Here is a 25,103-nt window from a genome sequence, read left to right as displayed (position 1 = left end):
TAATGTGGGAATTACATATCATATTCCAGCACCGGGCGTAACCACTTCTCCGCCTCTTCCACAGTCCAGCCTTTACGTTCGGCATAGTCTATTACCTGGTCTTTTTCGATCTTACCGATACCGAAGTATTTGGCAGCAGGATTGGCGAAGTACCAGCCGCTTACACTGGAAGCGGGCATCATGGCGAGAGATTCGGTTAATGAAATGCCTGTGTTTTCAGTGGCATCCAGCATGTCGAACAGCTTGTACTTCTCAGTATGTTCCGGGCATGCAGGATAACCTGGTGCAGGGCGGATACCAAGATATTCCTCTTTGATGAGGTCTTCCTTGGAGAGATGTTCTTCTGTTGCATATCCCCACCATTCTTTTCTTACACGTTCATGCATCAGTTCAGCAAATGCTTCTACCAGGCGGTCTGCCAGGGCTTTCAGCATTATGCTGCTATAATCATCATGGTCCTGTTTGAATCTTTCCAGCCATATTTCTATGTCATTACCGGTTGTTACGGCAAAGCCTCCCATATAGTCCTGGATACCTGATTCTGCGGGCGCAATGAAATCGGCGAGGGAGTAGTTGGGTTGTCCCGGCGCTTTCTTCACCTGCTGTCTGATAGATTCCAGGTTTACCTTTCCACCTTTAGGAGATTCTACCGTGATGGTGTCGTCTGCGGTCCTGCTGGCAGGGAACAGCCCTATTACTGCGTTTGCAGTGAGCCATTTCTCTTCGATAATGCGTTTGAGCATATCCTTTGCATCATTGTAGAGGCGTGTAGCTTCTACACCTACGATCTCGTCTGTCAGGATCTGCGGGAATTTACCGTGCAGTTCCCAGGAAATGAAGAAAGGCTGCCAGTCGATATACTGAGCAATCTCTGCCAGGTCATATGCATGGAATACCTGTACACCCAGCTCTTTAGGCTTTACAGGAACGAAGCCGGTCCAGTCGGTGATCGCTTTATTCTTGCGGGCATCAGCGATGGAGAGGAATTGTTTGGTAGACTTTTTATTCTTGAAACTCTCGTTGAGTTTATCGTATTCGGTTGTTACTTCTCCCAGGAAGTTCTTTTTAAGCGCTTTGTTAAGCAGACTGCCGGTAACGGTTACGCTACGGGAAGCATCCAGCACATGTACTACGCCATGTTCATATTCAGGCGCTATTTTCACAGCGGTATGGGTACGGGAAGTGGTAGCACCGCCAATTAACAAGGGAACGTTAAAGTTCTGACGTTTCATTTCACGGGCCACGTGTACCATTTCGTCCAGGCTGGGAGTGATCAGCCCACTCAGGCCAATGATGTCTACGTTTTCCAGACGGGCGGTTTGCAGGATTTTATCTGCGGGGACCATTACGCCCATATCTATAATGTCGTATCCGTTGCAGCCTAACACTACACCTACGATGTTTTTACCGATATCATGAACGTCTCCTTTTACGGTTGCCAGGAGTATTTTACCCGCAGCCTTCACTTTACCGCCATTCTGTTCCACTAATCTCAGCTTCTCTTCTTCGATGAAAGGAGTGAGTACCGCTACCGATTTTTTCATTACGCGGGCGCTTTTTACGACCTGTGGCAGGAACATCTTACCACTACCGAAGAGATCTCCCACGATGTTCATTCCATCCATCAGCGGCCCTTCGATCACATCGAGGGGACGTGGATATAACTGACGGGCTTCTTCTGTATCTGCTTCAATGTAGTCTGTGATACCGTTTACCAGTGCATGACTGAGTCTTGCCTGCACTGTACCGAGGCGCCAGGTTTCATCCTTCTCTATCACTTTGCCTTTGGCCTTTACGGTTTCAGCGTAGTTGATGAGGCGTTCCGTGGCGTCTTCCCTGCGGTTGAGGATTGCGTCATCGCAGAGTTCGCGCAGGGTAGGTTCTATTTCATCGTAGATCTGCAGCATCCCTGCATTCACGATACCCATGTTCATGCCTTCTTTGATGGCATGGTACAGGAATGCGGAGTGCATGGCTTCGCGCACAACGTCGTTACCACGGAAAGAGAAGGAAATATTACTTACACCACCGCTGATACTGGTGAGGGGCATCAGTTGCTTGATCCTGCGGGTAGCATTGATAAAGTCTACTGCGTAGTTGTTATGTTCCTCTATACCGGTAGCGATGGCAAATATGTTTGGATCGAAGATGATATCCTGTGGATCGTAACCTACTTTTTCTGTAAGGATCTTGTAGGCGCGGTGGCAGAAGCTCACTTTTTTCTCTTCAGTATCTGCCTGTCCCTGTTCGTCAAAGGCCATTACCACCACGGCAGCACCAAAGCTCTTACAGATCATGGCATGTTCTATGAACTTCTCTTCACCTTCTTTAAGACTGATAGAGTTCACGATACATTTACCCTGAAGGCATTTGAGGCCGGCTTCTATAATGCTGAATTTACTGGAGTCTATCATTACCGGGATCCTGGAGATATCCGGTTCGGAAGCGAGTAAGTTGAGGAAGGTGGTCATGGCAACTTCTCCATCGAGGAGAGCGTCATCCATGTTCACGTCCAGGATCTGCGCACCGTTCTCCACCTGCTGACGGGCAACAGAGAGCGCTTCTTCATATAATCCTTCACGTATAAGACGGGCAAACTTTTTAGAACCGGTTACGTTGGTACGTTCACCGATGTTGAGAAAGTTTGTTTCCGGTCTTACCACGAGAGGTTCCAGTCCACTCAGGCGCAGGAAAGGTTGAATCACCTTTTTATCGTCCTGATCCCTTAAAGTATCTTCAGTAGTTAATGTTTCGCTCATTTGTTGCTGAGGTAGTTATGAGGAGTAGTTACTTTTTACACAAGTTCTGTAGCAAGTACCGGCAACGGTCTTGGTTTCAGCGATTTTACATGTTCTGCGATGTGGCGGATATGATCTGGTGTTGTACCACAACAACCGCCTACAATATTTACAAAACCTTCTTTGGCAAAATCTTCTATGATATGTGCTGTTTCGTCAGGAGTCTCATCGTATTCACCGAAGGCATTGGGTAAGCCTGCATTGGGGTAGCAGCTTACATTACATGCGGCTATTTGCGACAGTTCCTCGATATGTGGCCGCATCTGGGCTCCGCCCAATGCGCAGTTAAGACCAACGGAGAAAGGCTTTATGTGCATCACTGAAATGTAAAAAGCTTCCAATGTTTGTCCGCTCAGGGTTCTTCCTGATGCATCCGTGATGGTACCTGATATCATAACAGGCAATTCCGGCTGGTTAATATCGCGGAAGTATTTCTTAATGGCGTAAATGGCGGCTTTGCTGTTGAGTGTATCGAAGATGGTTTCTATGAGCAAAACATCTACGCCACCTTCATGCAGTCCTTTTATCTGATCGTAATAGGCGGCAACCACTTCATCGAAATAAACAGAGCGGAAACCTGGATTGTTTACATCCGGAGAAAGGGACAATGTTTTATTCATGGGCCCTATGGCCCCCGCTACAAACCTGGGTTTGTCGGGGTTTTTAAGGGTATATTCAGCGGCTGCTTTTTTGGCGATACGTGCGGCGGCGACATTCATTTCGAATGCAAGATGCTGCATGTCGTAATCGGCCATGGCAATCGTAGTACTGCTGAAGGTATTGGTTTCAATGATATCCGCCCCTGCCTCCAGGTATTCTTTATGTATGTCTTCGATGATCTGGGGTTGTGTAAGACAGAGCAGGTCATTATTACCTTTCACATCTGAGTGATGGTTTTTGAATCGTTCCCCTCTGTAATCTTCTTCTTCCAGCTTGTAGCGCTGGATCATGGTCCCCATGGCCCCATCAATAATCAAAATGCGCTCTGCTGCGCACTGGGATAATGATTTCATATGTTTAATGCGTTTATTAGTTACTGTTTATGTTACCGGAGGTCGAACAATAAACAAATCCACCCGCGGAAGCACTGCAAAGGTACTTAATAATTGACTATAAATTAGCTGTATACGCTGCACAGAACTGTTATTCCCCAATTTTACAATTATCAGAGGAAAACTAAAATTTTGTTTAGAACCTAAAAGTCTACTATATTTGTAGGGTAATAGAAAATTGCCATGCAAAGAAACACGTATTGTCAGTGCTGTTATAATTAAAAGGTGCACCCACCATTGCCCGCTTAGTTGATTAACCTTGTTTTCAAATTAATTACTATGAGTATTTCTAAGCATGTACACAGCTTACAGAAACACTTGGCGCAATTTGGGTTGTTCCCGGTACCGGAGGAGACTGTAAGTGAAGAGCCCGCAATCTTTAAGATCTGTTTTTTGAACCATACTGAGATGCAGCGTTGGAGAGAGTTACAGGAGAAAGAGGGGGAACAGGATGAGCTAACACCATTAAGAGACATAAATTAAAAACCAACCGTTTTTACCTTTTTCATAACGTGGAATTACAGGTTAAACACACACGGGTGTTATTTAACATCCGTATTCTTCTTTGAGCTGAATGAGTAATACGCCCCCGTATTAAGCATTCAGCTTATTTTTGTACATAACTTTCCAGTGGAAGCCTGTTGGAGATAGACCTGGCCAGGGTCATTTCATCCGCATATTCCAGTTCACCGCCAAAGGCAATACCACGGGCTATTGTAGTGATTTTTACAGGAGATTCCTTCAGCCTTTTAGAGAGATAATAAATGGTTGTATCCCCTTCTATCGTAGGGCTTAATGCCATAATTACTTCCTCTACACCCTGCTGCTGTACCCTGTCTACCAGGGAATAGATATTCAGTTGTTCGGGTCCGATACCATCGATCGGAGAGATAATACCACCCAATACATGATATACGCCATTAAATTGCTGCGTGCTTTCTATGGCCATTACATCCCGTATGGTCTCTACCACACATACAATGGCCTTGTTACGGGAAGGACTGGCGCAGATGCTGCAAATTTCTTCGTCAGACACATTGTGGCAGTTCTTACAGAATTTGATCTGTTGCCGCATGCGTGTTACCACTTCTCCAAATAATTGTACCTGGGTAGGGTCCTGTTTCAGGAGATGTAATACCAGTCTTAATGCTGTTTTCTTGCCGATGCCCGGCAACCGGGCAAATTCATTTACCGCATTTTCTATCAGGGCTGAAGAAAAGATCATATCGCAAAGTTATAAAAATCCGCTGTTAAAGCGTGAGGCGGATGGGTACTCCCCAGTTGGCTTTTATGTTTTCTTTTTTAGGGAAATTGACTACTCTTTCAGGTTGTTTTTTAGGTGTGCCGTAGTATACACCGCGGTCCCATTTCCCGTTATTGTTGCTGTCCAGCAGGATCCTTACCTCATATTCAGACGGTTGGATCAGTTTTTTTACCCAGGTACCATTGACGAGGGTGCCTGAATATTTGACCTCTTTGTCTTTGATCAGCTGTACCACAAAGTGCACAGAATCATTTATCTGTGCCTTGGCGCTGTCGCTAAGGTGCAGGGTTACCATAGCTCTGCCGTAGTCAGATTCTTTCTTTGAAACGAATTTGATGGTATCTGCTTTTGCCAGCGACAGTCCTGTCGTATCTGTGATAGATTCTTTAGGAAGGACGAGCCTGTATGGTGTACCTTCTTTCCAGGCGTACTGAACAGAGAGTTTGGTACGGGTGGAGTCGAAGGAGACCGAGAACCTTACTGGCGTATTAATAGTATCCTGTGTTAAGAGGAACGTTGTACTATCCATTGTTTTTACCGGTCCGCTGAATGTGAGGAGCAGAGGCAGGCCCAGGTCCTGATGATTATCAGAGAGGGTAGGTGCGACCGTGATATGCCGTTTCTTCTTTTTCTCTTTATCCTTGTCTTTCTCTTTATGCTCTACTTCTGGCGGGGGTTCATTGCCCATTTCTCCCGGCGCGTTTATGGTACTGTCTTTTTCCAGGTAGAGCAACATGGTAACGTCTTTGATATTTTGTTCCCGCAGATGTATGAGACTGTCTACGGACGCGATGAGTTCTCCTGGCTGATTGTATTGAAGGTCTTTATCTTCTTCTTTGAGTGCGAAGAGTTTGTAATCGCCGGGAGCCATATTTTTGAACCAGAAGCTACCGTTTCCTTTGGAACGTGCGTAGTATACCGGCTTTTCTTTGGAGACTACGGAGTCTTCATTGTGGCGGTATATCATTACGGATACGTTACTGTCTGGTTTGCCGGTCTCGGCATTTATAATATAACCTTTTACCTGTAAGGAATCGAGGTAGTCTCCTGTGGAAACTACGTATGAGTATTCCTGAATGGGATTACGCTCGTTGATATCCTTGATGGCATCGGAGAAGTTAAAGGTGTAAGTAGTGTTGGGAGCCAGTGTGTCCTTGATTACCATTGTCACGGTATGCAGTTTTGCTGTTATGGTGGGGGTACGTTTGAGCGTAGGAGATACGATCAGTTTATCAAAGATGTTGTCTAACTCTACATATTCATTAAAAGTAAGGACTACCTTTTTACTTTTGAAATGCAGGGTTGAATCCAATGGGCTGGCATTTACCAGCTTTGGTGGTGTTGTGTCCTTTGGGCCACCGCTGGGAGGTACTATGTTGGCACAGCGGGGAAATAAGAGGATACAGGCACCTATTATTAACAACCAGGATATCCCGGCACGAAAGTTCTGCTTCATTTTCATTTTATTATTCCGAAAACCGGGACCAAAGATCAAATTCCAAACAGTAAAATCCAAATCCGGATCATAGCCTTGCTTCTTATAAGAGATGGCTATGTCAATTGCAGCATCTTTCTTTGTCCTGTTTTACTTATTGTGCAGGTTAATATACAGATTGTTCTCTTTTACAAAGTTGCACCAGCGGCAGTTTGCCTTGCCACAGCCGGTATAGAAGTCTTTTTCCTGGATTTTGTTCCAGGTGGAAATAATTTGCTGGGTAACGGTGGTTACATCTGCGGGAGTAATAATGACTTTCTCTTTCCGGTAGATGTTCCGGGCGTCAGGTTCTATAAAGTCGAATTCTGTGCTGATTACCTGCCAGTTCTTTTGCTTGTAGTTGTCCAGCAGGATTTTGTAGAAGACAGCCTGTCTCCAGTAATCACCTCCATTTGGGTTGTGTTCACCCGGGGGATCGAATTTGTGGTGCTTTATAGTGGCCTTCTCATAGCTACCGGTTTTGTAATCTACCAGGTTTACTTTGTTGCCGTCAAATTCCAGTTTGTCGATTTTTCCTTTCAGGGGAACACCGCTTACCAGCACGTTACGGATGTTGCGTTCTACGCTTACCACTTTATTCCATTGGTTGATGTAAGTGTTGTAATAGTTGGTAAGGATTTCCTTACCGTATTGCAGTCTGCGTTCAAAAGCTTCTCTGGTGAATGATTCCCGGTTACGGCTCATATATTGTAAGAAATCTTCGATGAATTCTTCTGTTGATGGAAAGGTGTTGTTGTTGTCCTGCATCTTCTGGAACAGCTTTTCTACCGCGTGGTGTACGGCAGAGCCGAACTCCATGCTTTCGGAGCGGCCATAAGGTGCACGGATGACGTTTTTATAGAAGAAGCCCAGGGGGCAGTCCAGATAATTGTTAAGCGCAGTTACGTTCATCATAAAGCCTGACAGCAGCTGGTTTATGAAAAGCGGATCCATCGCCGGAATTTCCGGAGAAGGAGAGGGAGACGGTAATGTATCATCCGCCCTCTCTATTTCATCTATTTTATTTATAAAGCTGATGAGTGTAAGACCGGGCTCCCGCAGGACTTCTTCAGCAATAAATGCGCTGAGAAGCTCTTTTCCCGGTAAATAGTGTTCATTTATTTCAGGTGAGCGGCTTATGTGTTCTTCGTTAATAATGATGGTAAACAGCTGTTGCAGGGAAACCTGCTGAGCCGCCCGTATCCAGCTTTCCAGCAAAGGGCTGAATTCCATCATTGTTTGTTCTGCCACGGGGGTGAACATGGTAAGGCCGTGGGAGTTATGCCATTCCTTCAGGTATTGCCGGAGCGAGGTCTTATCCTTATAAGCTCTTTCCGTTACCCGCCGGCTTACTTTGGCTATTTCTTCTGCAGGAATGTTATAGAAATCAAAGTGTAAAATAGAGAAAAGCAGATCGTCCCCGCTGTGAGGCGTGTCCAGCTCACAGGCAATATAGCGCATGATTGTCAGGACTTTACGGACAAAAGGTTGTTTCGGTAAATTGTATACTTCCGGAGGATGATATTCGTATTGGTCTGTAGACATGACTATATTTGAAAATGCAAGTCGTATAAAGTTATGGGAAAAATCTATCGTTTAGAGTATGTGCAGGTGATAAATACCAGTCTGGACGAGGCATGGAGCTTCTTTTCAGGAGCAGAGAACCTGCAGCGTATCACCCCGTCCTACATGCGTTTTGATGTTACATCTCCCCAAACAGGGAAGCCGGTATATGCGGGTCAGATCATTACCTATAAGGTGCGGCCGGTGCTGGGGATTCCATTACGCTGGATGACGGAGATTACGCATGTAAAGGAAGGAGTGTATTTTATTGATGAGCAGCGGAGAGGGCCTTATAAACTATGGCATCACCAGCATCATTTTGAAGTTGTAGCAGATGGGGTAAAAATGACCGATATCGTTCATTATGAGATCCCCTTTGGCATATTAGGACAATTTGCACGCAGATTATTCGTAAAAAAGCAGCTGGATGATATTTTTGAGTACAGGAAACAGCAGGTGAATGAATTATTCAAATAGGCATGGCATTCATGATTTAATATTATCTTAGTTAGCGTTAAACCTATAACAATTTGCAGCAATCAGCTGTTCATATCGACGATTATATACTTACAGAGCGTTTGATGGCCGGAGACCCCGTGGCCAGGGAATTAATATATGATCATTACGGTCCTGCACTTTACAATATAATTCTCGAGGTTATTGCAGATAATGAAAAAGCAGAAAACGCGCTTACCCAGGTTTTCGTATATATCTTCAACGATGCTGTCGCATACAGAGAATCAGGTGATATTACCCTGTTTGGCTGGATGAGGAGAGTTGCCCGGCAGATGGCTTTAAAGGTTGCTGTCGGGGAGTTGGGAGACAACGGAACAATGATGAATAGCGGTAGCTTATTGCTTCGCTTTACAATGGGCTTACCCGAAGGAATACAGACAGTATTCCGGTTATGTTACTATAAAGGACTATCCAAAGAAGCCGTAGCCCGCATGTTAGGACTTCAGCCCGAAGAAGTTGCCAGTCAGTTGAGAGAAGCAATGATCGCATTTAGAAAATTCTTAAATAACTAGTTGGAACTTGATCACTACATAGAAAGTGGCATTATTGAAAGCTACGCGCTGGGGCTTGCTACTGCATCCGAAATAGAGGAATTGCAGCATATGAGAAAGTTATATCCGGAATTAAATACGGAAATCCGTATGGTGGAGCGCAGAATGGAGATGGTTGCTTTAACAGAGGGAGTACAACCCCCCTCAAAACTGAAGGACAGGATTTTTCAGCGTATTAACTGGGACGAGGAAAAAGATACTAAGGAAAAGGATAAGTCGAACTATACTTTCATCAATATACAGTCCAGGAATCAGGACTATATCACGGTACATAAGTGGTGGAAGCTCTTCTTTATCATGGTATTCATTGTGTCTAAAGTGTGCCTGTTTGCGGCTATCTATTATTACCTCAAATATCAGCAGTCGCAGGAAAAATCAGCGCAATCTTCTTCGCAGACAGAATATCGTATTCCCACAAAATGACTTCTATACAAACGAGGAACAGCTGGTAGTAATTAATTGTTGTAACAATAATCTATTAATAATCAATCTGATAAAAAACCTTGCATAATAATGTTGAGTTTTATTTGGAAATGAATTAAGTTAATTTGACATTTGAAAGGCTGATTACTGCGGAGAAGGAGTTGACCTGAATACTCAATTATAACCATCAATATATTTACAATACTATTTTGGACCTGGAAGATTACATAGAAAGTGGCATTATTGAAAGCTATTTGCTTGGTCTCGCTACCCGCGAAGAGGTAGTGATGTTTGAGCGTATGCGCAATATTTATCCTCAGTTGAACGGGGAAATTGCGACTATGGAATACAAACTGCAAAAATTAGGGGAAGAGGGGGGCATTGCACCTCCCGCACAGGTGTGGAACAGGATCGCAGAACGTATTCAGTGGGAGGAGGTCTCCACTAAAACCGGCACCAAACAAAAACAAAATCAGGGTCATACATACATTATACAGGCACAGAACAGGACTATGACCATCAGTATCTGGTGGCGTTGTGCTTTTATAGCTTTATGTGTAATTGTCATGGCATTAATGGCCAGTACTTTTTATTTTTACCGGAAATATTCCCAACTGGAGCAGCGTCTGCTACAAATATATCCTACCTCAGAACCTAAAAGCCACCCAGTTGTTAAATAACAAGAAGTCTATTTTGGTACATTTCTTGTCTTTTCACATCTTGCGCCGGTAAACGGTTACTTAAACATCAAACTATTTTGTACATGAAACATCTTACACTTGCTACGTTATGCCTGGTAGCGGCATTATTTACCATATCCTGCAAGACGCAGTCCGCAGCCAGCACTACACAAAGCATCAGCAAAGGCTCAGTAAAGGGGAACTGGATTGTAACCGATATCCGTTTTGAAGGTATTCCGGCACATTCTAAAGTGACCGTTTTTGACCAGGCAGCTTTTGGTTGTTTTAAAGGCAGCCAGTGGGTATTACCATCCAATGCGAATGGTTCTTATACGTTATCTTCTACCGACGATGGTTGTAGCACTGCTACACAGCCAATTGTATGGTCTTTATATAAACAGAATGGTGTAGACATGTTCCAGTTCAAGAAAGTGGGAACCGGTCTGAAAGCGAAGAACGTAACTGATGGTTACAGAGTTGAAATCAGTTCTCTGAGCAATACTACCATGGAGTGGAAGGCCAGTGTGAATTATGAGGATAAGACTGGTGCTATTATTTATACGCTGCAGCGCAGTTAATATATCAGTATCTGTTCAAAGCGCTTAATGTTTCATGCAACAGCATGGGGCATTAAGCGTTTTGCGTTACGGTGCCAGCGTTCTGGCGGGCAAAGCGCATGAATAGCTGTGCCAGTTTATCCTGCTGGCCCTGTAAATGAATGAAATGAAACTTACGTACCAGGCGGAAGTTCTTTACAGGAAGGATCTTGAATTCCCCGGCTTCCAATTCCCGTTTTACTGCCTGTAAAGAGAGGAATGCCGCACAGGGGGCATGGTGGAGATATGATTTTATGCTTTCAGTACTGCCCATGTACATGGCGATCTGTAAATCCGTCAGTTTGAGCTTAAGGCGTTTGAGTTCATCCGTAATTACTTCGAGTGTACCTGAGCCTTGTTCCCGCATGAGAAGAGGAATGGTTTTTAAGGTAGCAGCCGTAAGGGGCATATTATCCCCATAAGTATAGTTTACATTGCCGATGAGGGCTATCTCATCTTTGGCAAATTCCACGTATTTCAGTACCGGATTTTTGGAACGTCCTTCGATGAGACCCAGCTGTATTGTTTTATCAAAGAGGGCCTGTTCTATCTGTTCTGTATTACCGCTCATTAACGACGCTGTTACATCTGTGTAACGCAGGTTAAACTGTGCGAGCACGGGCGGTATGAAGTATTGTGCTATGGTTGTACTGGCGCCCAAGGGAAGGAGGCCGCCCTGGGCATGTTTCAGCTGATTGATCTCGTATTCCAGGTTGCGGTAGCTGGTGAAGATATCATCGGCATGTTTCAGGAGTATCTGACCGGCGCGGGTTATTTTGATACGGTTACCGATTCGTTCAAACATTGCCATTCCAAGCTGTTGTTCCAGTTCATGGATATGTTTGGTAACAGCGGGCTGGGAGATGAATAATTCTTCAGCAGCCTTGGTGAAGCTGAGTCGCCTGGCAACGGTATAAAAAACTTTTAGCCTGAAATCCAACATGCGTTAAAGGTACGAAATAAAAAAGTGGAGGCTGACGAGGAAGCCAGTGCAGGGCTTCTGACGTGTTGGTCTGGAAGCACTGACGGATCTTCTTGTCAGCCTCTTTAAAAATTTCCCCTTAGGGGTTATGCTTTTTTCTCAGGAGCCTTGTTTGCTTTGTAGCGTTTGTCAGGAGTACCATCTTTTTTCTTTGGACCTTCTGATGCGGCAGCTTTGTTTTCTTTGAAACGTTTGTCTGGTGTACCATCTTTCTTCATTTTAGAAGCGGAGGCGGTAGCAGGAGCAGGTGTAGCCGCTGTTTGTTCTGTTTTTGCTTTCTCTTTCTTTGCAGGTTTTGCAGGAGCGGCAGGAGTTTGCGCCATAGACAGAGAAGCGCCTATTAACAATGCGAACATTCCTGTGAGGAATTTTTTCATAATCAATTGATTTTACTGAAAATTTAAGACTTTTTTCGATTATAGCTGTAGTAGAAACGCGTTATTTATAGCCGTGTTGCAATTCGCTGGTTTACAGGTTATTAAAACGTAGTTCCCGCAGGTATTTTACGTATAAATACGCTTGACAAGGACTAGTGTCCCGATGTACCTTTGTATCGCACAATTAAACAATGATATTTCTCTACTAGGTATAATATATAAAATAACAATTCGATTGTCTGATACTATATAACCCCTTTATTGAATCATTTAGTCGTCCGTTAACCTCAAAAAGCACACTGCTGCTACAGGGCTGTTGGAAACAACAGCCCTTAATTTTTTAGTTAGTTTCTACCCACATACCGTTTTCCTTAATCAGATCTATCAGTTCATTTACAGCTACATCGCTGCTCAGTCCACGTTTTACTACTTCTTTTCCTCTGTAGAGCGTGATTTTTCCTACGCCACTGCCTACATAACCGAAGTCGGCATCAGCCATTTCGCCGGGGCCATTCACAATGCAACCCATGATGGCGATTTTAACGCCTTTCAGATGATTGGTAACAGCGCGGATTTTGGCGGTAGTCTCCTGCAGGTCGAACAGTGTACGGCCACAGGAAGGGCAGGAAATGTATTCTGTTTTGGAGATACGGGTACGGGTAGCCTGTAAGATACCAAAGGCAATATTATTGAGTAAGTTATAATCTGTGGATTCCGATCCATTGGCGGTATTTACCAGCCAGAGGCCATCACCAAAACCATCCAGCAGTAAAGCGCCGGTATCGGTAGCTGCATGAATCAGTTGTTCATCTGCTGTTTCATCTGATGCAAAACATTCCAGGATACAGGGTGTCTGAATGTTGTTGTCCAGCAATGTAATGAAGGCCCGACGGATTTCCGGCATGGCATGCGCATTGAAAGAGTTCAGACAGAGGACAGCAGTAGTATCTGTTTTCAGCTGAGACAGGATCTGTTCCGGAAATTCAACAGCGGTATTAAAGTCGATGAAATTTAGAATGGGGGATCTATCCTTTTCCTTCAGGTATTCCATGAGAGAAAGAATAGGCATGTATTTCTCTTTATCCTCCGACGTTTGCCAGATTATATAAGGCACTATAACCTTTAATGTACCGGGTAATGCGAAGGGAAGGAGTTCATTTGTGAAGAGATAATCGGCCGCAGCGTCAGCGATGTTCCATTTATCGGTATCTGCATTATAGGTATAACCAACAGCTTTCAGGTGATCCGGAGTAATGTTCTCCAGGTCGCTGAGATCGGCCACTACTACGGGCACCTGTTTACCGCCAATGTTATTTACGGCCAGTGTTTCGCGGCGTTTATAAGCAAAGGGAGAGTAAGGGACCAGATCTACCGGAGGGATGGGCATATGTCCTTCGCGGGTAGTATATCTCTTTACGAGGTCGCGGCATACGGGTAATTCGAATTCAGGATCTTCGGTGAGGGATACGCGGATGGTATCGCCTATACCGTCTTCCATGAGGGTCCCGATGCCCACGGCGGATTTGATACGGCCGTCTTCACCGTCGCCAGCTTCTGTTACACCCAGGTGCAACGGATAAGCGTGACCCAGTTCTTCCTGCATGGTGTGAATGAGAAGGCGGTAGGCCTGCACCATTACCTGCGGGTTGCTGGACTTCATACTTAATATGATGTTGCGGTAGTTGAGATCTTCTGCGATACGCAGGAATTCCATAGCGCTTTCTACCATTCCCATAGGGGTATCTCCATAGCGGCTCATGATACGGTCGCTGAGAGAGCCATGGTTGGTACCTATACGCATGGCAGTCCCATACTCCTGGCATATTTTTACCAGAGGCGTGAACTGTTTGTGAATACGCTCTATCTCTTCCTGGTATTCACTATCTGTATAAGTAAGTGTTTCGAATTTCTTTTTGTCTACGTAATTGCCCGGGTTGATACGTACTTTTTCCACGATGCGGGCTGCAATTTCGGCTGCATTGGGTGTAAAGTGGATATCTGCCACCAGGGGAGTGGTGTATCCTCTTTTACGTAGTTCATTGCGGATGGGGAGCAGGTTTTCTGCCTCCTTTTTGCTGGGAGCGGTGATGCGGACCAGTTCTGCCCCCGCTTCAATACAGCGGATAGCTTGTTCCACGGTACCCAGGGTATTCATGGTATCCGTGGTGGTCATGGTTTGTATACGAACAGGATTGAAATTACCTATCAGCAGATCTCCTACTTTTACTTCTAAAGTGGCCAACCGCTTATATTCCGTCAATGAATTACTGTATAGCTGCATAAATAATGTTCGAAAATATTATGGAGCAAAGGTAACGAATTGAATTACCAATCTTTCTCTACCTGTACTGCCTGGCCTTTTGCCTTTTTCATTTTATCCTGCAGTTTGTTTTCTTCCTGGCCCAATGCCTGTAATAAACGTTCAGCTTCCTGTTTATTTAATTTACTAGGTTGTGGCTCTGGTTTCTGGTCCTGCTGGTCTTTGTCTTTATCCTTATTTTTATCCTGGTCCTGTTTATCCTTGTTCTGCTGATCTTTATTCTTGTTCTGATCCTGTTTATCCTTGTCTTTCTGGTCCTTGTTATCTTTATTGTCTTTGTTCTTGTCCTTATCTTTCTGGTCTTTGTTCTTGTCTTTATTATCCTTGTTATCTCCCCCGCCGCCTTGCTGCTGTTTTTTCAGCATAGCCTGCGCATAGGCGAGGTTATAACGGGCCTGTTCGTCGGCAGGGTTCATTTTCAGGGCTTCTTTATAGGCTTTGATACTCTCTTCCCATTTCTTTCCTTCCATGAAGGTGTTGCCTATATTGTAGCTGGCGTCTGCCTTTTCCTGTTTATTAGGAGCCAGTTTGAAGCTGTTTGCGTACTGGGTGCGGGCATCGTCATACCGTTTTTGTTCATAGAGGGAGTTCCCCAGGTTATATCGTCCTTCTACGGACTGCTGGTTTACTTCCAATGCTTTTTTATAATTGGCTTCCGCATCGGTGTACTGTTTCTGTTGATACAGTTCGTTTCCTTTACGGATATATTTATTGCCGGTTTGAGCAAAAGCGCTGCTTCCCAGGCATAATAAGGTGCCTGCCAGTATAGTCTTATAAGTTAATTGTAGTGTACTCATGGTTTTTCTGTAGCTGTAACAACGTTTACACGGGTGCTGCGTTTGATTTCCGGAATAAAAAACTCTGCTACCAGTAAAAGGACGCTTATAGCCAGGAAATACTGGTAGTAGCTGTTATAGTCTGTGAAAATATTCTCGCCGAATTCTTTCTGTTCCATACTGTCTATTTTGCGGACCAGGGAATTCACTACTTCTTCTGTGTTGTTATCCAGGTGTTCGTAGATACCTCTGCCTGCGGAGGCAATGGATTTCAGTTCTTCTTCATTCAACCTGGAGATAACGGTATTACCTTCTTTATCTTTTTTAAAGGTACCGGTTTCCGGATCAGGGAGTGGGGAACCGGCAGGGGAGCCAATCCCTATTGTATTGATCACTACGCCGTTATCAAAAGCGGCCTTTGCCCTGGATATAGCAGCTTCGTCATGATCTTCCCCATCGGAGATGATAATGAGTGATTTATGTTTACGTTCCTTTTTATTGAATGCGTCGTCACTGACCTGGATAGCCTGACCGATGGCAGTACCCTGAGTAGGGATCATATCGGGGCTGACAGTGGTGAGGTACATTTTTGCGGCGGAGTAGTCGATGGTGAGCGGCATTTGCAGGTAAGCGTTACCGGCAAATACAACGAGACCTACGCGGTCGTTATCGAGTTTGTCTACCAGCTTGGAAATTAGTTGTTTAGCCCGGGTGAGACGATCTGGTTTCACGTCTCCTGCCAGCATACTTTTACTTACGTCCAGGGCTATGACCACGTCTACTCCTTTGCGTGTAATTTTTTCCATGCGGCTGCCTTTCTGCATATTGGCCAATCCCAATGCACCGAAGAAGAATGCAAGGAAAACAAGCAGGAAGCGGAGGACAAAGCGGCGTCGGGAGTAGCCGGTAAAGAGTTTTTCTACCAGTATCGGGTCTCCCAGTTTACGTACAGAGCGGCGTTTCCACCAGGAAATACTGATAAATGCGAGTTGTAATACCAGCAACAATGCCAGTGCCCATAAATATTCACTATGCTGAAAGCGTAACATCATCCTATTCAGGTTTCAAAATGTGTCTTCTAGGAAACACAAAGATCAAATATAAATTTTTTAGTACGTTTTACAGTATGTAAAGGTTGGGATTTAGGAGTTTTTTAACGTAGAAGGGGTTTCCGGGAAATAGTTGACCGGGACAATTAACTTAGTATCAGTAGAATAGCCCATAGTTGCGTAAGTCAACTATGAGCTATTCTAATATTATTCTATATATCCGGCTTCGGTAAGAATGCTTTTGAGGATATTCATCCTAATGGAGCGCATGTCGATATCCGGATTTTCTGATTCTATGTTCAGGACGAAAAAGGTAGGCAGGCCATTTTTTTCTATCCAACCGGTTATCCAGCCGATCTGTTTCTTTCCTACTATGCCCCAGCCGGTTTTGTAGCTCAGTTCATATTGAGGCGTTTTCTCCATCAGCATTACGCTACGTACGGTCTGCATGGTCAGTTTATGGAAAGGGAGCTGGTCGAAATAGAGTTTCTTGACAAAGCCAAGTTCCTCGTCGGGGGAAATCTGCAGGGTGTTATCTACCCAGAAGGTATCTATCTTGCTGATCTTCATGTTACCGTATTTAACAGTATCCAGCCATTTCTGCATCACTGGTTTTGTAATGCGACGGGCCACTTCCTGAAAATAGGGGAGTGAAGACAGGCGGAATGCCTGATTCATGCTGAGAGAATGATTTAACTCTTCGCGTGAGCGGACAATACCATCCCAGGGAATTACCATGGAAGTATCTTTGATGACGCCGGTTTCGAGCCCTACCAGAGAGTTGAAGATCTTGAAAGTGGAGGCGGGGAGGAGGCGTTCTTTTGCTCTGTCCAAGTTGTATACGCCAAATGTGCCCTTGCCGTTATCAAACAGCATAAAACATCCTTCTACTTTGTATTGGGTAAAATACTTTTCCCAGGACGGTTGTACTTTAACATTATTTGGTGCGCAGGCATTTGCCAGTATGGCAACCAGGAAGAGCATCCAGCCGGTGAGTTTCATTGCAGATCTTTTTTTGATGCTGCAAAAGTAGCTTTTTAGGTGGTATAAAGTATGATCATGCATGGGGTATGCATGTTTCATACGGGCTTCATGCTTAAACCATGCTTCAGGTATGAAGGAGACATGAAGGAGACATGAAGGAGGGTAGTATGAAGCCCGACCGGGAACCCCGGCCGGACTTCTTTAAGGTTGGTTTATTTTATCACGCCTAATTCTTTACCTACTTTGGTAAAGGCGGTAATAGCTTTATCAAGGTGGGCCTGTTCGTGGGCAGCGCTAAGCTGAACACGGATGCGGGCCTGTCCTTTTGCTACTACCGGATAGAAGAACCCGATAACGTAGATGCCTTCTTTTAACAGTTTGTCGGCAAACTGCTGGCTCAGCAGGGCATCATACAGCATTACGGGTACGATCGGATGATCTCCGGGCTTGATGTCGAAGCCGGCTTCGGTCATTTTGCTGCGGAAGTATTTGGTGTTGTATTCCAGTTTATCGCGAAGGGTGGTGGCAGCGCTCAGCATGTCCAATACGGCGATAGAAGCGCCTACGATGCTGGGAGCTACAGAGTTGGAGAACAGGTAGGGGCGGCTACGCTGGCGTAACATATCTATGATTTCCTTACGTCCGCTGGTAAAACCGCCGGAAGCACCGCCAAGGGCTTTACCCAGGGTACCGGTGATGATGTCTATACGGCCCATTACATTTCTGTATTCGTGGGTACCACGGCCGGTTTTACCTAAAAAGCCGGAGGAGTGGCTTTCATCTGTCATTACAATGGCATCGTATTTATCGGCCAGATCGCAGATCTTGTCCAGTTGGGCGATGGTGCCGTCCATGCTGAAGGAACCATCGGTAACGATGATACGGCTGCGGAGAGATGCAGATTCCTGGAGTTTTGCTTCCAGATCGGCCATATTATTATGTTCATAGCGGAAGCGCTGTGCTTTACATAAGCGTACCCCGTCTATAATAGAAGCATGATTGAGGGCATCGGAGATGATAGCATCTTCTTCATTGAACAGGGGTTCGAATACACCACCATTGGCGTCGAAGGCAGCTGCGTAGAGGATAGTATCTTCTGTACCAAGGAATTGTGCCAGTTTCTGTTCCAGTTCGCGGTGAATATCCTGGGTCCCGCAGATGAAGCGAACGCTGCTCATTCCGTACCCATGGGTATCAATAGCATCTTTGGCTGCCTTTATGACTTCCGGATTACTGGAGAGGCCAAGGTAGTTATTCGCGCAAAAGTTAATAACCGTGTTTCCTCCAACCTGAATTTCAGCTCCCTGCGCGGAAGTAATGATTCTTTCCTTCTTAAAAAGACCTGCAGTTTGGATCTCTTCCAGTTCCTTTTGCAGACGGGTAACGAATTTTTCGTTCATAAATGACAGCTTTTTGTAACCTGGTTCAAAGTTATATGAATAAATGTATTACGATTCGGGCAGGTGTACGCGGTTTTATAGCAAGTAAGTAAAAAGTTTGACGGGAGTGTAACATTTGGCAGCAGGTCTGCGTCATAGTAATGTCTGGACCCTGAGTTTGTGGTCGCGGTATCATCCGGAATCATTGAGCAGGAATATTGTACAGGTAGCTGTTGGGGAGATAAAGAGAAGAGATATAAAGCGTTATAAAAGTAATTGTCGGACATTAGCATTAAAATCACGCAGAATCCGGATGACCGAAAAGGAGTATAACAAATGCGTGGATCTGTATTCAGACAATCTCTTCCGGTTTATTGTGAAAAACTTAGACCACACAGAAGATGCAAGAGATGTAGTACAGAATGCGTTTGAAATATTGTGGAAGCACTGTACAGATGTGCCTTTTGAAAAGGCCAAGTCCTATCTGTTTACAGTAGGCTACCACAATATGATAGATCATGTCCGGAAGATAAAGCGGATTACACTGGTGGATGAGTTTAAGGAAGAAGTGAAGATATCGGAGCAGCGGGTGCATAATGCAAAGAAGGTGCTGGAGAAAGCGTTGGAAAGGTTAACGGAAGTACAACGGTCCCTGGTTTTATTAAAGGATTACGAGGGATACAGTTATGAGGAGATTGGGGAGATTATGAAGTTGAACCCTTCCCAGGTGAAGGTTTACTTACATAGGGCACGGATATCTTTAAAGCAATACCTGGTGAAAATGGAGAACGTTATTTAATGGAGATAAATATTAACATATCGAACTATGAGGAATATCTGCTAAGTGCCCTTGACGGGGAACTAAGCAGAGAGGAGATGGTGGCGCTGGAGCTGTTCATGGAGCAGCATCCGCATATCAGGGAAGAGATGGCTTTGCTGGAATCTGTGAAGCTGACACCTGATACGGGGATACAGTTTGATGGTAAGACCGAGTTATATCACGAGTCTGTACAGATGCTGGATTACGTGGATAATGAGTTACACGGAGCGGAGAAGCTGGCGTTTGAAGAGTTGATCCGTGGAGATGTGTATTTATCTAAAGAGCTTAATTTATTACAGCAGGCAAGGTTACAGCCTGATCTAAACCTTCAGTTCGGAAATAAGCAAACACTTTACAGGCATAACCGGCGTACAATACTTCCTGTCTGGTGGTGGAGTGCCGCCGCGGCAGTTGTTGCCGGAGTAGCGATATGGGTATTACCGGTTTTGCCGGGTAAAGAAAGTGTGCAGGTGGCAGTGAACAAGGTTACCACGGAGCGTGGGGTGAATAACAGGAAGGCAGACACAAACCAGCAATTAACGGCTAATCAGGACGCTGATAATAGCGAACAATCAGGTAGTCTGGCGCAAACAGGTACTGGTAGTCAGACACAAACATTTAATAACCAGTCAATAACTAACGGGCAACAGCCTGGCAGAGCAACAACGAAAGAGCTACTGGCAAGTAATAATGCAAAACCTGCGGAGCATGGTAAGCCAGGTGTATCTGTAAACGGCAGGCCGGCCACTACGGTAAATAGTAATTCGGGAGTGTCTGTAAACGTTAAGGAAGGTCTGGCAGCAAACAGTAAAGCGGGCGTATTTGTAAATGGTAAACAAGCAGCAGATATAAACGGTGCGGGCAATAAGCCAACAGTTGCCGATAACAGCAATCCGGGACTTAGTAAACTGGCGCAGCCGGTAACTACGTCGGGAGAAGTGGTGAAGCAATTGCAGGATAAGATGAATGAACAACAGGAGCAGATAGCCGCTGCGGTTGCCAACCCTGTGCAGAAAGCTCCGGTGCTGGCCAATGCAACAGCTATCAATACCAATAGTAATAAAGTATCTGAAATAGTAACGGCCCCTGCCCCTGTACAGGGAGAACTGGTCGTGTCAGTGACAATGAACGGAGACAGCAAGCTATTGAACGGTGTAGCCAATGTGGCAAGATTCTTTTCAAAGAAGAAAAAGTAACAGTTATACCGGGAGTTAAATGACCGGTAAGAGATTGAAAATATATTATATGAAGTGTAAAGCTTTACGCTGGCTATTATTGCTGCTTTTGGCAAGTGTGGGTGTACGTGCCCAGGAAAAGGACTCCCTGGTTAAGATCCAGGTAAAAGGACTGGTGATCTTACAGGGCAAAGATGCAAAAGGGAAACGTGTTTTTAAGATCTATAACGACACAGCCTATGCCCGTACCAAACTCAGGAAAAACCTGCAAACAAAATGGTTTGTATTTGACTTAGGTTTCAACAACTATATAGACCGTAGTGATTATACAGGAGCGGTTTCCTATGCTTATTATTCAGCTACGAATCCTTATCTGGCAGATATCAACAGGTCTTATACCTACTCTGCTTCGGGATTGAATACACTGGCTCCCCGTACCGGGAGTACGCCATTGACTCCTTCTGAATTCAAACTGATAACAGGGAAGTCTGTGAATGTAAATATCTGGTTGTTCCAGCAACGCCTGAATCTTTACAGACACAAACTGAACCTTATATATTCGCTGGGTATAGAAATGAATAATTACCGTTTTGCGCGGAACATTACCTATGTACCCGGCTATCCAACCGAAATCATACGGGATTCCATTAATTTCTCCAAAAACAAGCTTTTTGCTGAATACCTGAGCGTACCGCTTATGTTAAATTTTAACAGCAATCCTGCCCGTCCGTCGAAAGCATTTAAGATGAGTATGGGCGTAATGGGGGGATATCTTGTAAAAGCACGCACCAAACAGATAAGTAAAGAAAGGGGGAAAGTGAAGAAGGTAGACGATTTTAACCTCAATAAATGGAAGGTTAGCCTGACAGGGGACATCGGCTACGGACCATTCAAACTGTATGGTAATTTTGCCTTAACGCCATTACATGATTACGGTCTTGAACAATATCCATTTTCTATCGGTATACGTTTTAATGGTTTTTAACGTTTTTGGGGTGTACATAATCTAAATTAGTTATGCGTTCTGTTATTGCTTTTTTGGCCTGTACGGGGTTTATCATCTGGGCTCATTCATGTGACACAAGGATTGTGGGGGTAAAAGCCTATGCTCATGAATCTGATGTTCAACCTGTTTACAAACAGGGAATACTGCGTTTAGACACGGTCCGTTCTTCGCCTGTCCTTTACGCTCACTATGTCCATACAGTCTATCTGGATACTATAAACATCAGTGCCAGAAGAGTTTACCCTGATTAGAGAAAGTTCTCCGCTGCTCATTTTATTGCCCCTTTTAACATTTTCCTGTTGCATGACATCCGGACATTACCATTATATTTGGTGATGTTTTTTTTATTTGTCAAAAACCAACACATGAACCTCATTAAAAAAGCAATTAGTTTATTGCTGTTTACCTGTGCCCTGATGAACACCACATCGGCGCAGCAAAAGTATGAATGGAAGGAGGGAGAGTCCGGGGGCTATAAGTACCGGTATATCACCAACGACCCCATGAAGGCACGCTTTTACACGTTAAAGAACGGCCTTACTGTAATTCTCAGCGTGAACAAGAAAGATCCACGTATCCAAACGCTGATCGGAACAAGAGCAGGTAGTAATAATGATCCACAGGACCATACAGGTCTTGCCCACTACCTGGAACATCTGTTATTCAAGGGTACCGAACAGTTTGGTTCTCTTGACTGGGCAAAGGAAAAGCCTTACCTGGACAACATCGAAGGATTGTATGATAACTACAACCATACAACCGACCCCATTGCCAGAAAAGTTGTTTATCACCAGATAGACAGTGTATCCGGGCTGGCAGCAAGGTATGCCATCGCCAACGAGTATGACAAGGCAATGGCCAGCATGGGTTCTCAGGGGACGAACGCACACACCTGGACAGAAGAGACTATCTATGAAGAAGATATTCCTTCCAATGCGATAGATAAATTCCTGGCGGTGCAGTCAGAACGTTTCAGGGACCCTGTTTTCCGCCTGTTCCATACAGAGCTGGAAGCTGTGTACGAAGAAAAGAACAGAGGACTGGATAATGATGGTCGCAAGTCTTATGAGCTGATGCTGAAGACCCTGTTCCCTACTCATAATTACGGACAACAGAGCACTATCGGTACTATTGAACACCTGAAAAATCCTTCTCTCAAAGCCATCCGTCAGTTCTACGATGCTTACTACGTGCCTAACAATATGGCCATCGTAATGGCGGGCGATTTTGACTTTGATTACCTGATCAAACGTATCGACAGCAGTTTCGCTTATATGCAGCCTAAGCCCGTACCGGAGTATAAAGCTCCTGTAGAAGCACCTATCACTGCTCCTATTGTAAGAGAAGTGTTTGGGCCGGATGCTGAAAATGTAACGATTGCATTCCGTATGCCTGGAGCACTGGACGTTAAGTCGTCTACTATACTGAACGTCCTTTCACAGATAATGGAAAATGGGAAGGCCGGATTGCTTGACCTGAACATTAACAGACAGCAGAAAGTGCAGGGCGCAAGCGCCGGTTTAATGCAATGGAAAGACTACACCGTATTTAGCCTGAGTGGCAAAGCTAAGCAGGGCCAGACACTGGAGCAGGTCAAAGACCTGCTGCTGGGACAGCTGGAAATTCTGAAGAAAGGAGAGTTCGACGAAACACTGGTAAAGGCGATTGTAAACAACGCCAAACTGGCTGAACTGCAGGGGCTGGACAATAATAACAACCGTGCAAGTGCGATGATGGACGGCTTTATTAAACACAGGGGGCAAAACTGGCTGACAGACGTATCTGCTGTGGATGATATGGGTAAGATCACTAAAAAGGAGATCGTAGATTTCGCTGATAAGTACCTGAAAGACAACTATGTACTGTTGTATAAACGTAAAGGGGAAGATAAGAATATCGAAAAGGTAGAAAAGCCTGTTATCACTCCGGTGGAAGTGAACCGCGAGGCTCAATCGGCTTTCCTCCAGAAATTAAACGCTATTCCTGCTACACCGGTAAAACCACAGTGGCTGGATTTCGATAAGGATATCCAGAAAGGAAAAACAGGGGTCGCTGATGTATTGTATGTACAGAATAAGGATAATGGTTTATTCCGTCTTTACTACCGTTTTGATATGGGAAGCTGGAATAACAAGTTATTACCGCTGGCATCACAGTATCTGCAATACCTGGGTACAGACAAGTACACTACTGAGCAGATCAGTAAAGAGTTTTACAATATCGCCTGTAATTTCAGTGTAAGTTCGGGTACAGAAAACACGGTCATTACTATTTCCGGTTTACAGGAAAATTTTGATAAAGCAGCATCTCTGTTTGAGCACCTGCTGAGAAACTGTCAGCCTAACGAACAGATACTGGCTACCTTAAAAGGGCGTATACAAAAAGGGCGTGCAGATAATAAGCTGAATAAAGGCGCTATCCTGAAAGGGCTTGTGAATTACGGGATGTACGGAGCGAAGAATCCTTTTAATAACCAGTTGAGTGATGCAGATCTGAATGCAATTACGGCAAAGGATCTCGTAGATATACTGCATTCCCTGCCTGATTACAAACATACAGTGATCTATTATGGTCCTCAGTCACTGACAGCTGCTGTAGCTTCTATAAAGAAAGAGCATACTTTACCGGCAACTTTCAAGGAAGCCCCGGCTGCCATCAAGTTTGCGAAAGCTGATCAGACAAAGAACAATGTACTGTTTGCAGATTATGATATGGTACAGTCTGAAGTAAACTGGGTAAGGAATTCATCTGTATATAAACCAGAGAATACGGCACTTATCAGCATGTTCAATAATTATTTCGGTGGTGGTATGGGATCTATTGTATTCCAGACTATCCGTGAGTCCAAAGCGCTGGCATATTCTACTTATGCCTATTATGCATCTCCAGACAAGAAAGATGAGCGTTATTCTGTGGTTGCTTACGTAGGTAGCCAGGCAGATAAAATGGATGATGCTATTACAGGTATGAATGAGTTATTGAATGATATTCCACGTTCCGACAAACTGTTTGAAACATCCAGGATGAGCCAGAAACAGGATATTGAAACAGAGCGTATTACGCAGGACGGGATCATCTTTACTTACCTGGCGTCCAAGAAGCTGGGTTTAACGACAGACTACCGCAAAACTGTATATGAGAATATTGATAAGATCACTTTTGATAATGTGAAATTATTTCATGATCAGAATATTGCAGGCAAGCCATACACTTATTGTATCCTGGCTTCTGAAAAGAAAATCAGTCTGGATAACCTGAAGAAATATGGTGATGTGAAGAAAGTAACGCTGGAGGAAATTTTCGGTTACTAGTACCAGT

At 44.5% G+C, this 25,103-nt stretch carries 22 protein-coding genes; 10 read left to right on the top strand and 12 right to left on the bottom strand.

Translation table 11 applies throughout. The annotated features are described in order from the left end of the window. Positions 1 to 11 precede the first annotated feature (11 nt). Both metH and GO495_RS26780 read right to left on the bottom strand, forming a co-directional pair. On the bottom strand, positions 12 to 2,759 hold the full coding sequence (metH, locus tag GO495_RS26785; RefSeq protein ID WP_157303023.1) for a methionine synthase: 2,748 nt from the start codon (positions 2,757 to 2,759) through the stop codon (positions 12 to 14). A 35-nt stretch (positions 2,760 to 2,794) separates the two neighbouring features. Then, the gene (locus tag GO495_RS26780; protein ID WP_157303022.1) at positions 2,795 to 3,811 is read right to left on the bottom strand and encodes a homocysteine S-methyltransferase family protein; all 1,017 of its coding nucleotides are present in this window, start codon (positions 3,809 to 3,811) and stop codon (positions 2,795 to 2,797) included. 318 nt (positions 3,812 to 4,129) lie between these two features. On the opposite strand from GO495_RS26780, the gene GO495_RS26775 reads away from it, so the two are divergent. After that, positions 4,130 to 4,333: a hypothetical protein gene (locus tag GO495_RS26775; RefSeq protein WP_157303021.1), complete on the top strand. Its 204-nt coding sequence runs from the start codon at positions 4,130 to 4,132 to the stop codon at positions 4,331 to 4,333. 124 nt (positions 4,334 to 4,457) lie between these two features. Here the strand turns inward: GO495_RS26775 and recR are convergent, their stop codons facing one another. The 3 genes from recR to GO495_RS26760 form a co-directional block, all read right to left on the bottom strand. Beyond that, entirely contained in the window at positions 4,458 to 5,075 is a 618-nt protein-coding gene (recR, locus tag GO495_RS26770; RefSeq protein ID WP_157303020.1) for a recombination mediator RecR, read from the bottom strand. A 25-nt stretch (positions 5,076 to 5,100) separates the two neighbouring features. Beyond that, the gene (locus GO495_RS26765) at positions 5,101 to 6,570 is read right to left on the bottom strand and encodes an Ig-like domain-containing protein (RefSeq protein ID WP_170302730.1); all 1,470 of its coding nucleotides are present in this window, start codon (positions 6,568 to 6,570) and stop codon (positions 5,101 to 5,103) included. A gap of 129 nt (positions 6,571 to 6,699) precedes the next feature. Continuing rightward, complete coding sequence (locus GO495_RS26760) at positions 6,700 to 8,133, bottom strand: RecB family exonuclease (protein ID WP_157303018.1); 1,434 nt, start codon at positions 8,131 to 8,133, stop codon at positions 6,700 to 6,702. 33 nt (positions 8,134 to 8,166) lie between these two features. Between GO495_RS26760 and GO495_RS26755 the strand changes: the two genes are divergently transcribed. From GO495_RS26755 to GO495_RS26735, 5 genes are all read left to right on the top strand, one after another. Continuing rightward, positions 8,167 to 8,628, top strand: a complete 462-nt coding sequence (locus GO495_RS26755; protein ID WP_157303017.1) for an SRPBCC family protein — start codon at positions 8,167 to 8,169, stop codon at positions 8,626 to 8,628. A gap of 53 nt (positions 8,629 to 8,681) precedes the next feature. Further along, a complete protein-coding gene (locus GO495_RS26750; protein ID WP_157303016.1) occupies positions 8,682 to 9,179 on the top strand; it encodes an RNA polymerase sigma factor in 498 nt (165 codons plus the stop codon). Beyond that, complete coding sequence (locus tag GO495_RS26745; RefSeq protein WP_157303015.1) at positions 9,180 to 9,641, top strand: hypothetical protein; 462 nt, start codon at positions 9,180 to 9,182, stop codon at positions 9,639 to 9,641. A gap of 209 nt (positions 9,642 to 9,850) precedes the next feature. Continuing rightward, positions 9,851 to 10,321 carry a hypothetical protein gene (locus GO495_RS26740; RefSeq protein ID WP_157303014.1) on the top strand — a complete coding sequence of 157 codons (471 nt, stop codon included), beginning with the start codon at positions 9,851 to 9,853 and terminating at the stop codon, positions 10,319 to 10,321. Between the two features lie 83 nt (positions 10,322 to 10,404). Next, complete coding sequence (locus GO495_RS26735) at positions 10,405 to 10,899, top strand: lipocalin family protein (protein WP_157303013.1); 495 nt, start codon at positions 10,405 to 10,407, stop codon at positions 10,897 to 10,899. A gap of 52 nt (positions 10,900 to 10,951) precedes the next feature. Here the strand turns inward: GO495_RS26735 and GO495_RS26730 are convergent, their stop codons facing one another. From GO495_RS26730 to kbl, 7 genes are all read right to left on the bottom strand, one after another. Continuing rightward, entirely contained in the window at positions 10,952 to 11,860 is a 909-nt protein-coding gene (locus GO495_RS26730; RefSeq protein WP_157303012.1) for a LysR substrate-binding domain-containing protein, read from the bottom strand. A 125-nt stretch (positions 11,861 to 11,985) separates the two neighbouring features. Continuing rightward, positions 11,986 to 12,276, bottom strand: coding sequence for a hypothetical protein (locus GO495_RS26725; RefSeq protein ID WP_157303011.1), 291 nt, complete (start codon positions 12,274 to 12,276; stop codon positions 11,986 to 11,988). A gap of 340 nt (positions 12,277 to 12,616) precedes the next feature. Continuing rightward, positions 12,617 to 14,557: a (E)-4-hydroxy-3-methylbut-2-enyl-diphosphate synthase gene (ispG, locus tag GO495_RS26720; RefSeq protein ID WP_157303010.1), complete on the bottom strand. Its 1,941-nt coding sequence runs from the start codon at positions 14,555 to 14,557 to the stop codon at positions 12,617 to 12,619. 44 nt (positions 14,558 to 14,601) lie between these two features. Then, complete coding sequence (locus tag GO495_RS26715) at positions 14,602 to 15,393, bottom strand: tetratricopeptide repeat protein (protein ID WP_157303009.1); 792 nt, start codon at positions 15,391 to 15,393, stop codon at positions 14,602 to 14,604. Beyond that, positions 15,390 to 16,424 (bottom strand): VWA domain-containing protein, encoded by a 1,035-nt coding sequence (locus GO495_RS26710; protein WP_157303008.1) that lies wholly within the window; start codon positions 16,422 to 16,424, stop codon positions 15,390 to 15,392. The genes GO495_RS26715 and GO495_RS26710 overlap by 4 nt, the downstream gene beginning before the upstream one ends. 204 nt (positions 16,425 to 16,628) lie before the next feature. After that, complete coding sequence (locus tag GO495_RS26705; RefSeq protein WP_157303007.1) at positions 16,629 to 17,423, bottom strand: penicillin-binding transpeptidase domain-containing protein; 795 nt, start codon at positions 17,421 to 17,423, stop codon at positions 16,629 to 16,631. 194 nt (positions 17,424 to 17,617) lie between these two features. Beyond that, complete coding sequence (kbl, locus tag GO495_RS26700) at positions 17,618 to 18,805, bottom strand: glycine C-acetyltransferase (protein WP_157303006.1); 1,188 nt, start codon at positions 18,803 to 18,805, stop codon at positions 17,618 to 17,620. Between the two features lie 115 nt (positions 18,806 to 18,920). Between kbl and GO495_RS26695 the strand changes: the two genes are divergently transcribed. The 4 genes from GO495_RS26695 (at position 18,921) to GO495_RS26680 (ending at position 25,096) form a co-directional block, all read left to right on the top strand. After that, a complete protein-coding gene (locus GO495_RS26695; RefSeq protein WP_240915341.1) occupies positions 18,921 to 19,583 on the top strand; it encodes an RNA polymerase sigma factor in 663 nt (220 codons plus the stop codon). Continuing rightward, positions 19,583 to 20,800, top strand: a complete 1,218-nt coding sequence (locus GO495_RS26690; protein WP_157303005.1) for a hypothetical protein — start codon at positions 19,583 to 19,585, stop codon at positions 20,798 to 20,800. The genes GO495_RS26695 and GO495_RS26690 overlap by 1 nt, the downstream gene beginning before the upstream one ends. Positions 20,801 to 20,849: 49 nt before the next feature. Then, entirely contained in the window at positions 20,850 to 21,764 is a 915-nt protein-coding gene (locus GO495_RS26685; protein ID WP_157303004.1) for an outer membrane beta-barrel protein, read from the top strand. A 386-nt stretch (positions 21,765 to 22,150) separates the two neighbouring features. Beyond that, on the top strand, positions 22,151 to 25,096 hold the full coding sequence (locus tag GO495_RS26680; RefSeq protein ID WP_157303003.1) for a M16 family metallopeptidase: 2,946 nt from the start codon (positions 22,151 to 22,153) through the stop codon (positions 25,094 to 25,096). Positions 25,097 to 25,103: the final 7 nt, after the last annotated feature.

The organism is Chitinophaga oryziterrae, assembly GCF_009758125.1.
GTDB lineage: Bacteria > Bacteroidota > Bacteroidia > Chitinophagales > Chitinophagaceae > Chitinophaga > Chitinophaga oryziterrae.
The sequence above is the reverse complement of the archived record's forward strand: the minus strand, read 5'-3'. Positions and strand labels throughout refer to the sequence as shown.

What these genes read in the sequence shown, in the direction of transcription:
- GO495_RS26765 (WP_170302730.1), bottom strand. Translation starts at nt 6,570, where the DNA reads ATGAAGCAGAACTTTCGTGCCGGGATATCCTGGTTGTTAATAATAGGT.
- GO495_RS26755 (WP_157303017.1), top strand. Translation starts at nt 8,167, where the DNA reads ATGGGAAAAATCTATCGTTTAGAGTATGTGCAGGTGATAAATACCAGT.
- GO495_RS26705 (WP_157303007.1), bottom strand. Translation starts at nt 17,423, where the DNA reads ATGAAACTCACCGGCTGGATGCTCTTCCTGGTTGCCATACTGGCAAAT.
- GO495_RS26760 (WP_157303018.1), bottom strand. Translation starts at nt 8,133, where the DNA reads ATGTCTACAGACCAATACGAATATCATCCTCCGGAAGTATACAATTTA.
- GO495_RS26690 (WP_157303005.1), top strand. Translation starts at nt 19,583, where the DNA reads ATGGAGATAAATATTAACATATCGAACTATGAGGAATATCTGCTAAGT.
- metH (WP_157303023.1), bottom strand. Translation starts at nt 2,759, where the DNA reads ATGAGCGAAACATTAACTACTGAAGATACTTTAAGGGATCAGGACGAT.
- GO495_RS26775 (WP_157303021.1), top strand. Translation starts at nt 4,130, where the DNA reads ATGAGTATTTCTAAGCATGTACACAGCTTACAGAAACACTTGGCGCAA.
- GO495_RS26725 (WP_157303011.1), bottom strand. Translation starts at nt 12,276, where the DNA reads ATGAAAAAATTCCTCACAGGAATGTTCGCATTGTTAATAGGCGCTTCT.
- GO495_RS26710 (WP_157303008.1), bottom strand. Translation starts at nt 16,424, where the DNA reads ATGATGTTACGCTTTCAGCATAGTGAATATTTATGGGCACTGGCATTG.
- GO495_RS26680 (WP_157303003.1), top strand. Translation starts at nt 22,151, where the DNA reads ATGAACCTCATTAAAAAAGCAATTAGTTTATTGCTGTTTACCTGTGCC.
- ispG (WP_157303010.1), bottom strand. Translation starts at nt 14,557, where the DNA reads ATGCAGCTATACAGTAATTCATTGACGGAATATAAGCGGTTGGCCACT.
- GO495_RS26685 (WP_157303004.1), top strand. Translation starts at nt 20,850, where the DNA reads ATGAAGTGTAAAGCTTTACGCTGGCTATTATTGCTGCTTTTGGCAAGT.
- GO495_RS26735 (WP_157303013.1), top strand. Translation starts at nt 10,405, where the DNA reads ATGAAACATCTTACACTTGCTACGTTATGCCTGGTAGCGGCATTATTT.
- GO495_RS26715 (WP_157303009.1), bottom strand. Translation starts at nt 15,393, where the DNA reads ATGAGTACACTACAATTAACTTATAAGACTATACTGGCAGGCACCTTA.
- GO495_RS26780 (WP_157303022.1), bottom strand. Translation starts at nt 3,811, where the DNA reads ATGAAATCATTATCCCAGTGCGCAGCAGAGCGCATTTTGATTATTGAT.
- recR (WP_157303020.1), bottom strand. Translation starts at nt 5,075, where the DNA reads ATGATCTTTTCTTCAGCCCTGATAGAAAATGCGGTAAATGAATTTGCC.
- kbl (WP_157303006.1), bottom strand. Translation starts at nt 18,805, where the DNA reads ATGAACGAAAAATTCGTTACCCGTCTGCAAAAGGAACTGGAAGAGATC.
- GO495_RS26730 (WP_157303012.1), bottom strand. Translation starts at nt 11,860, where the DNA reads ATGTTGGATTTCAGGCTAAAAGTTTTTTATACCGTTGCCAGGCGACTC.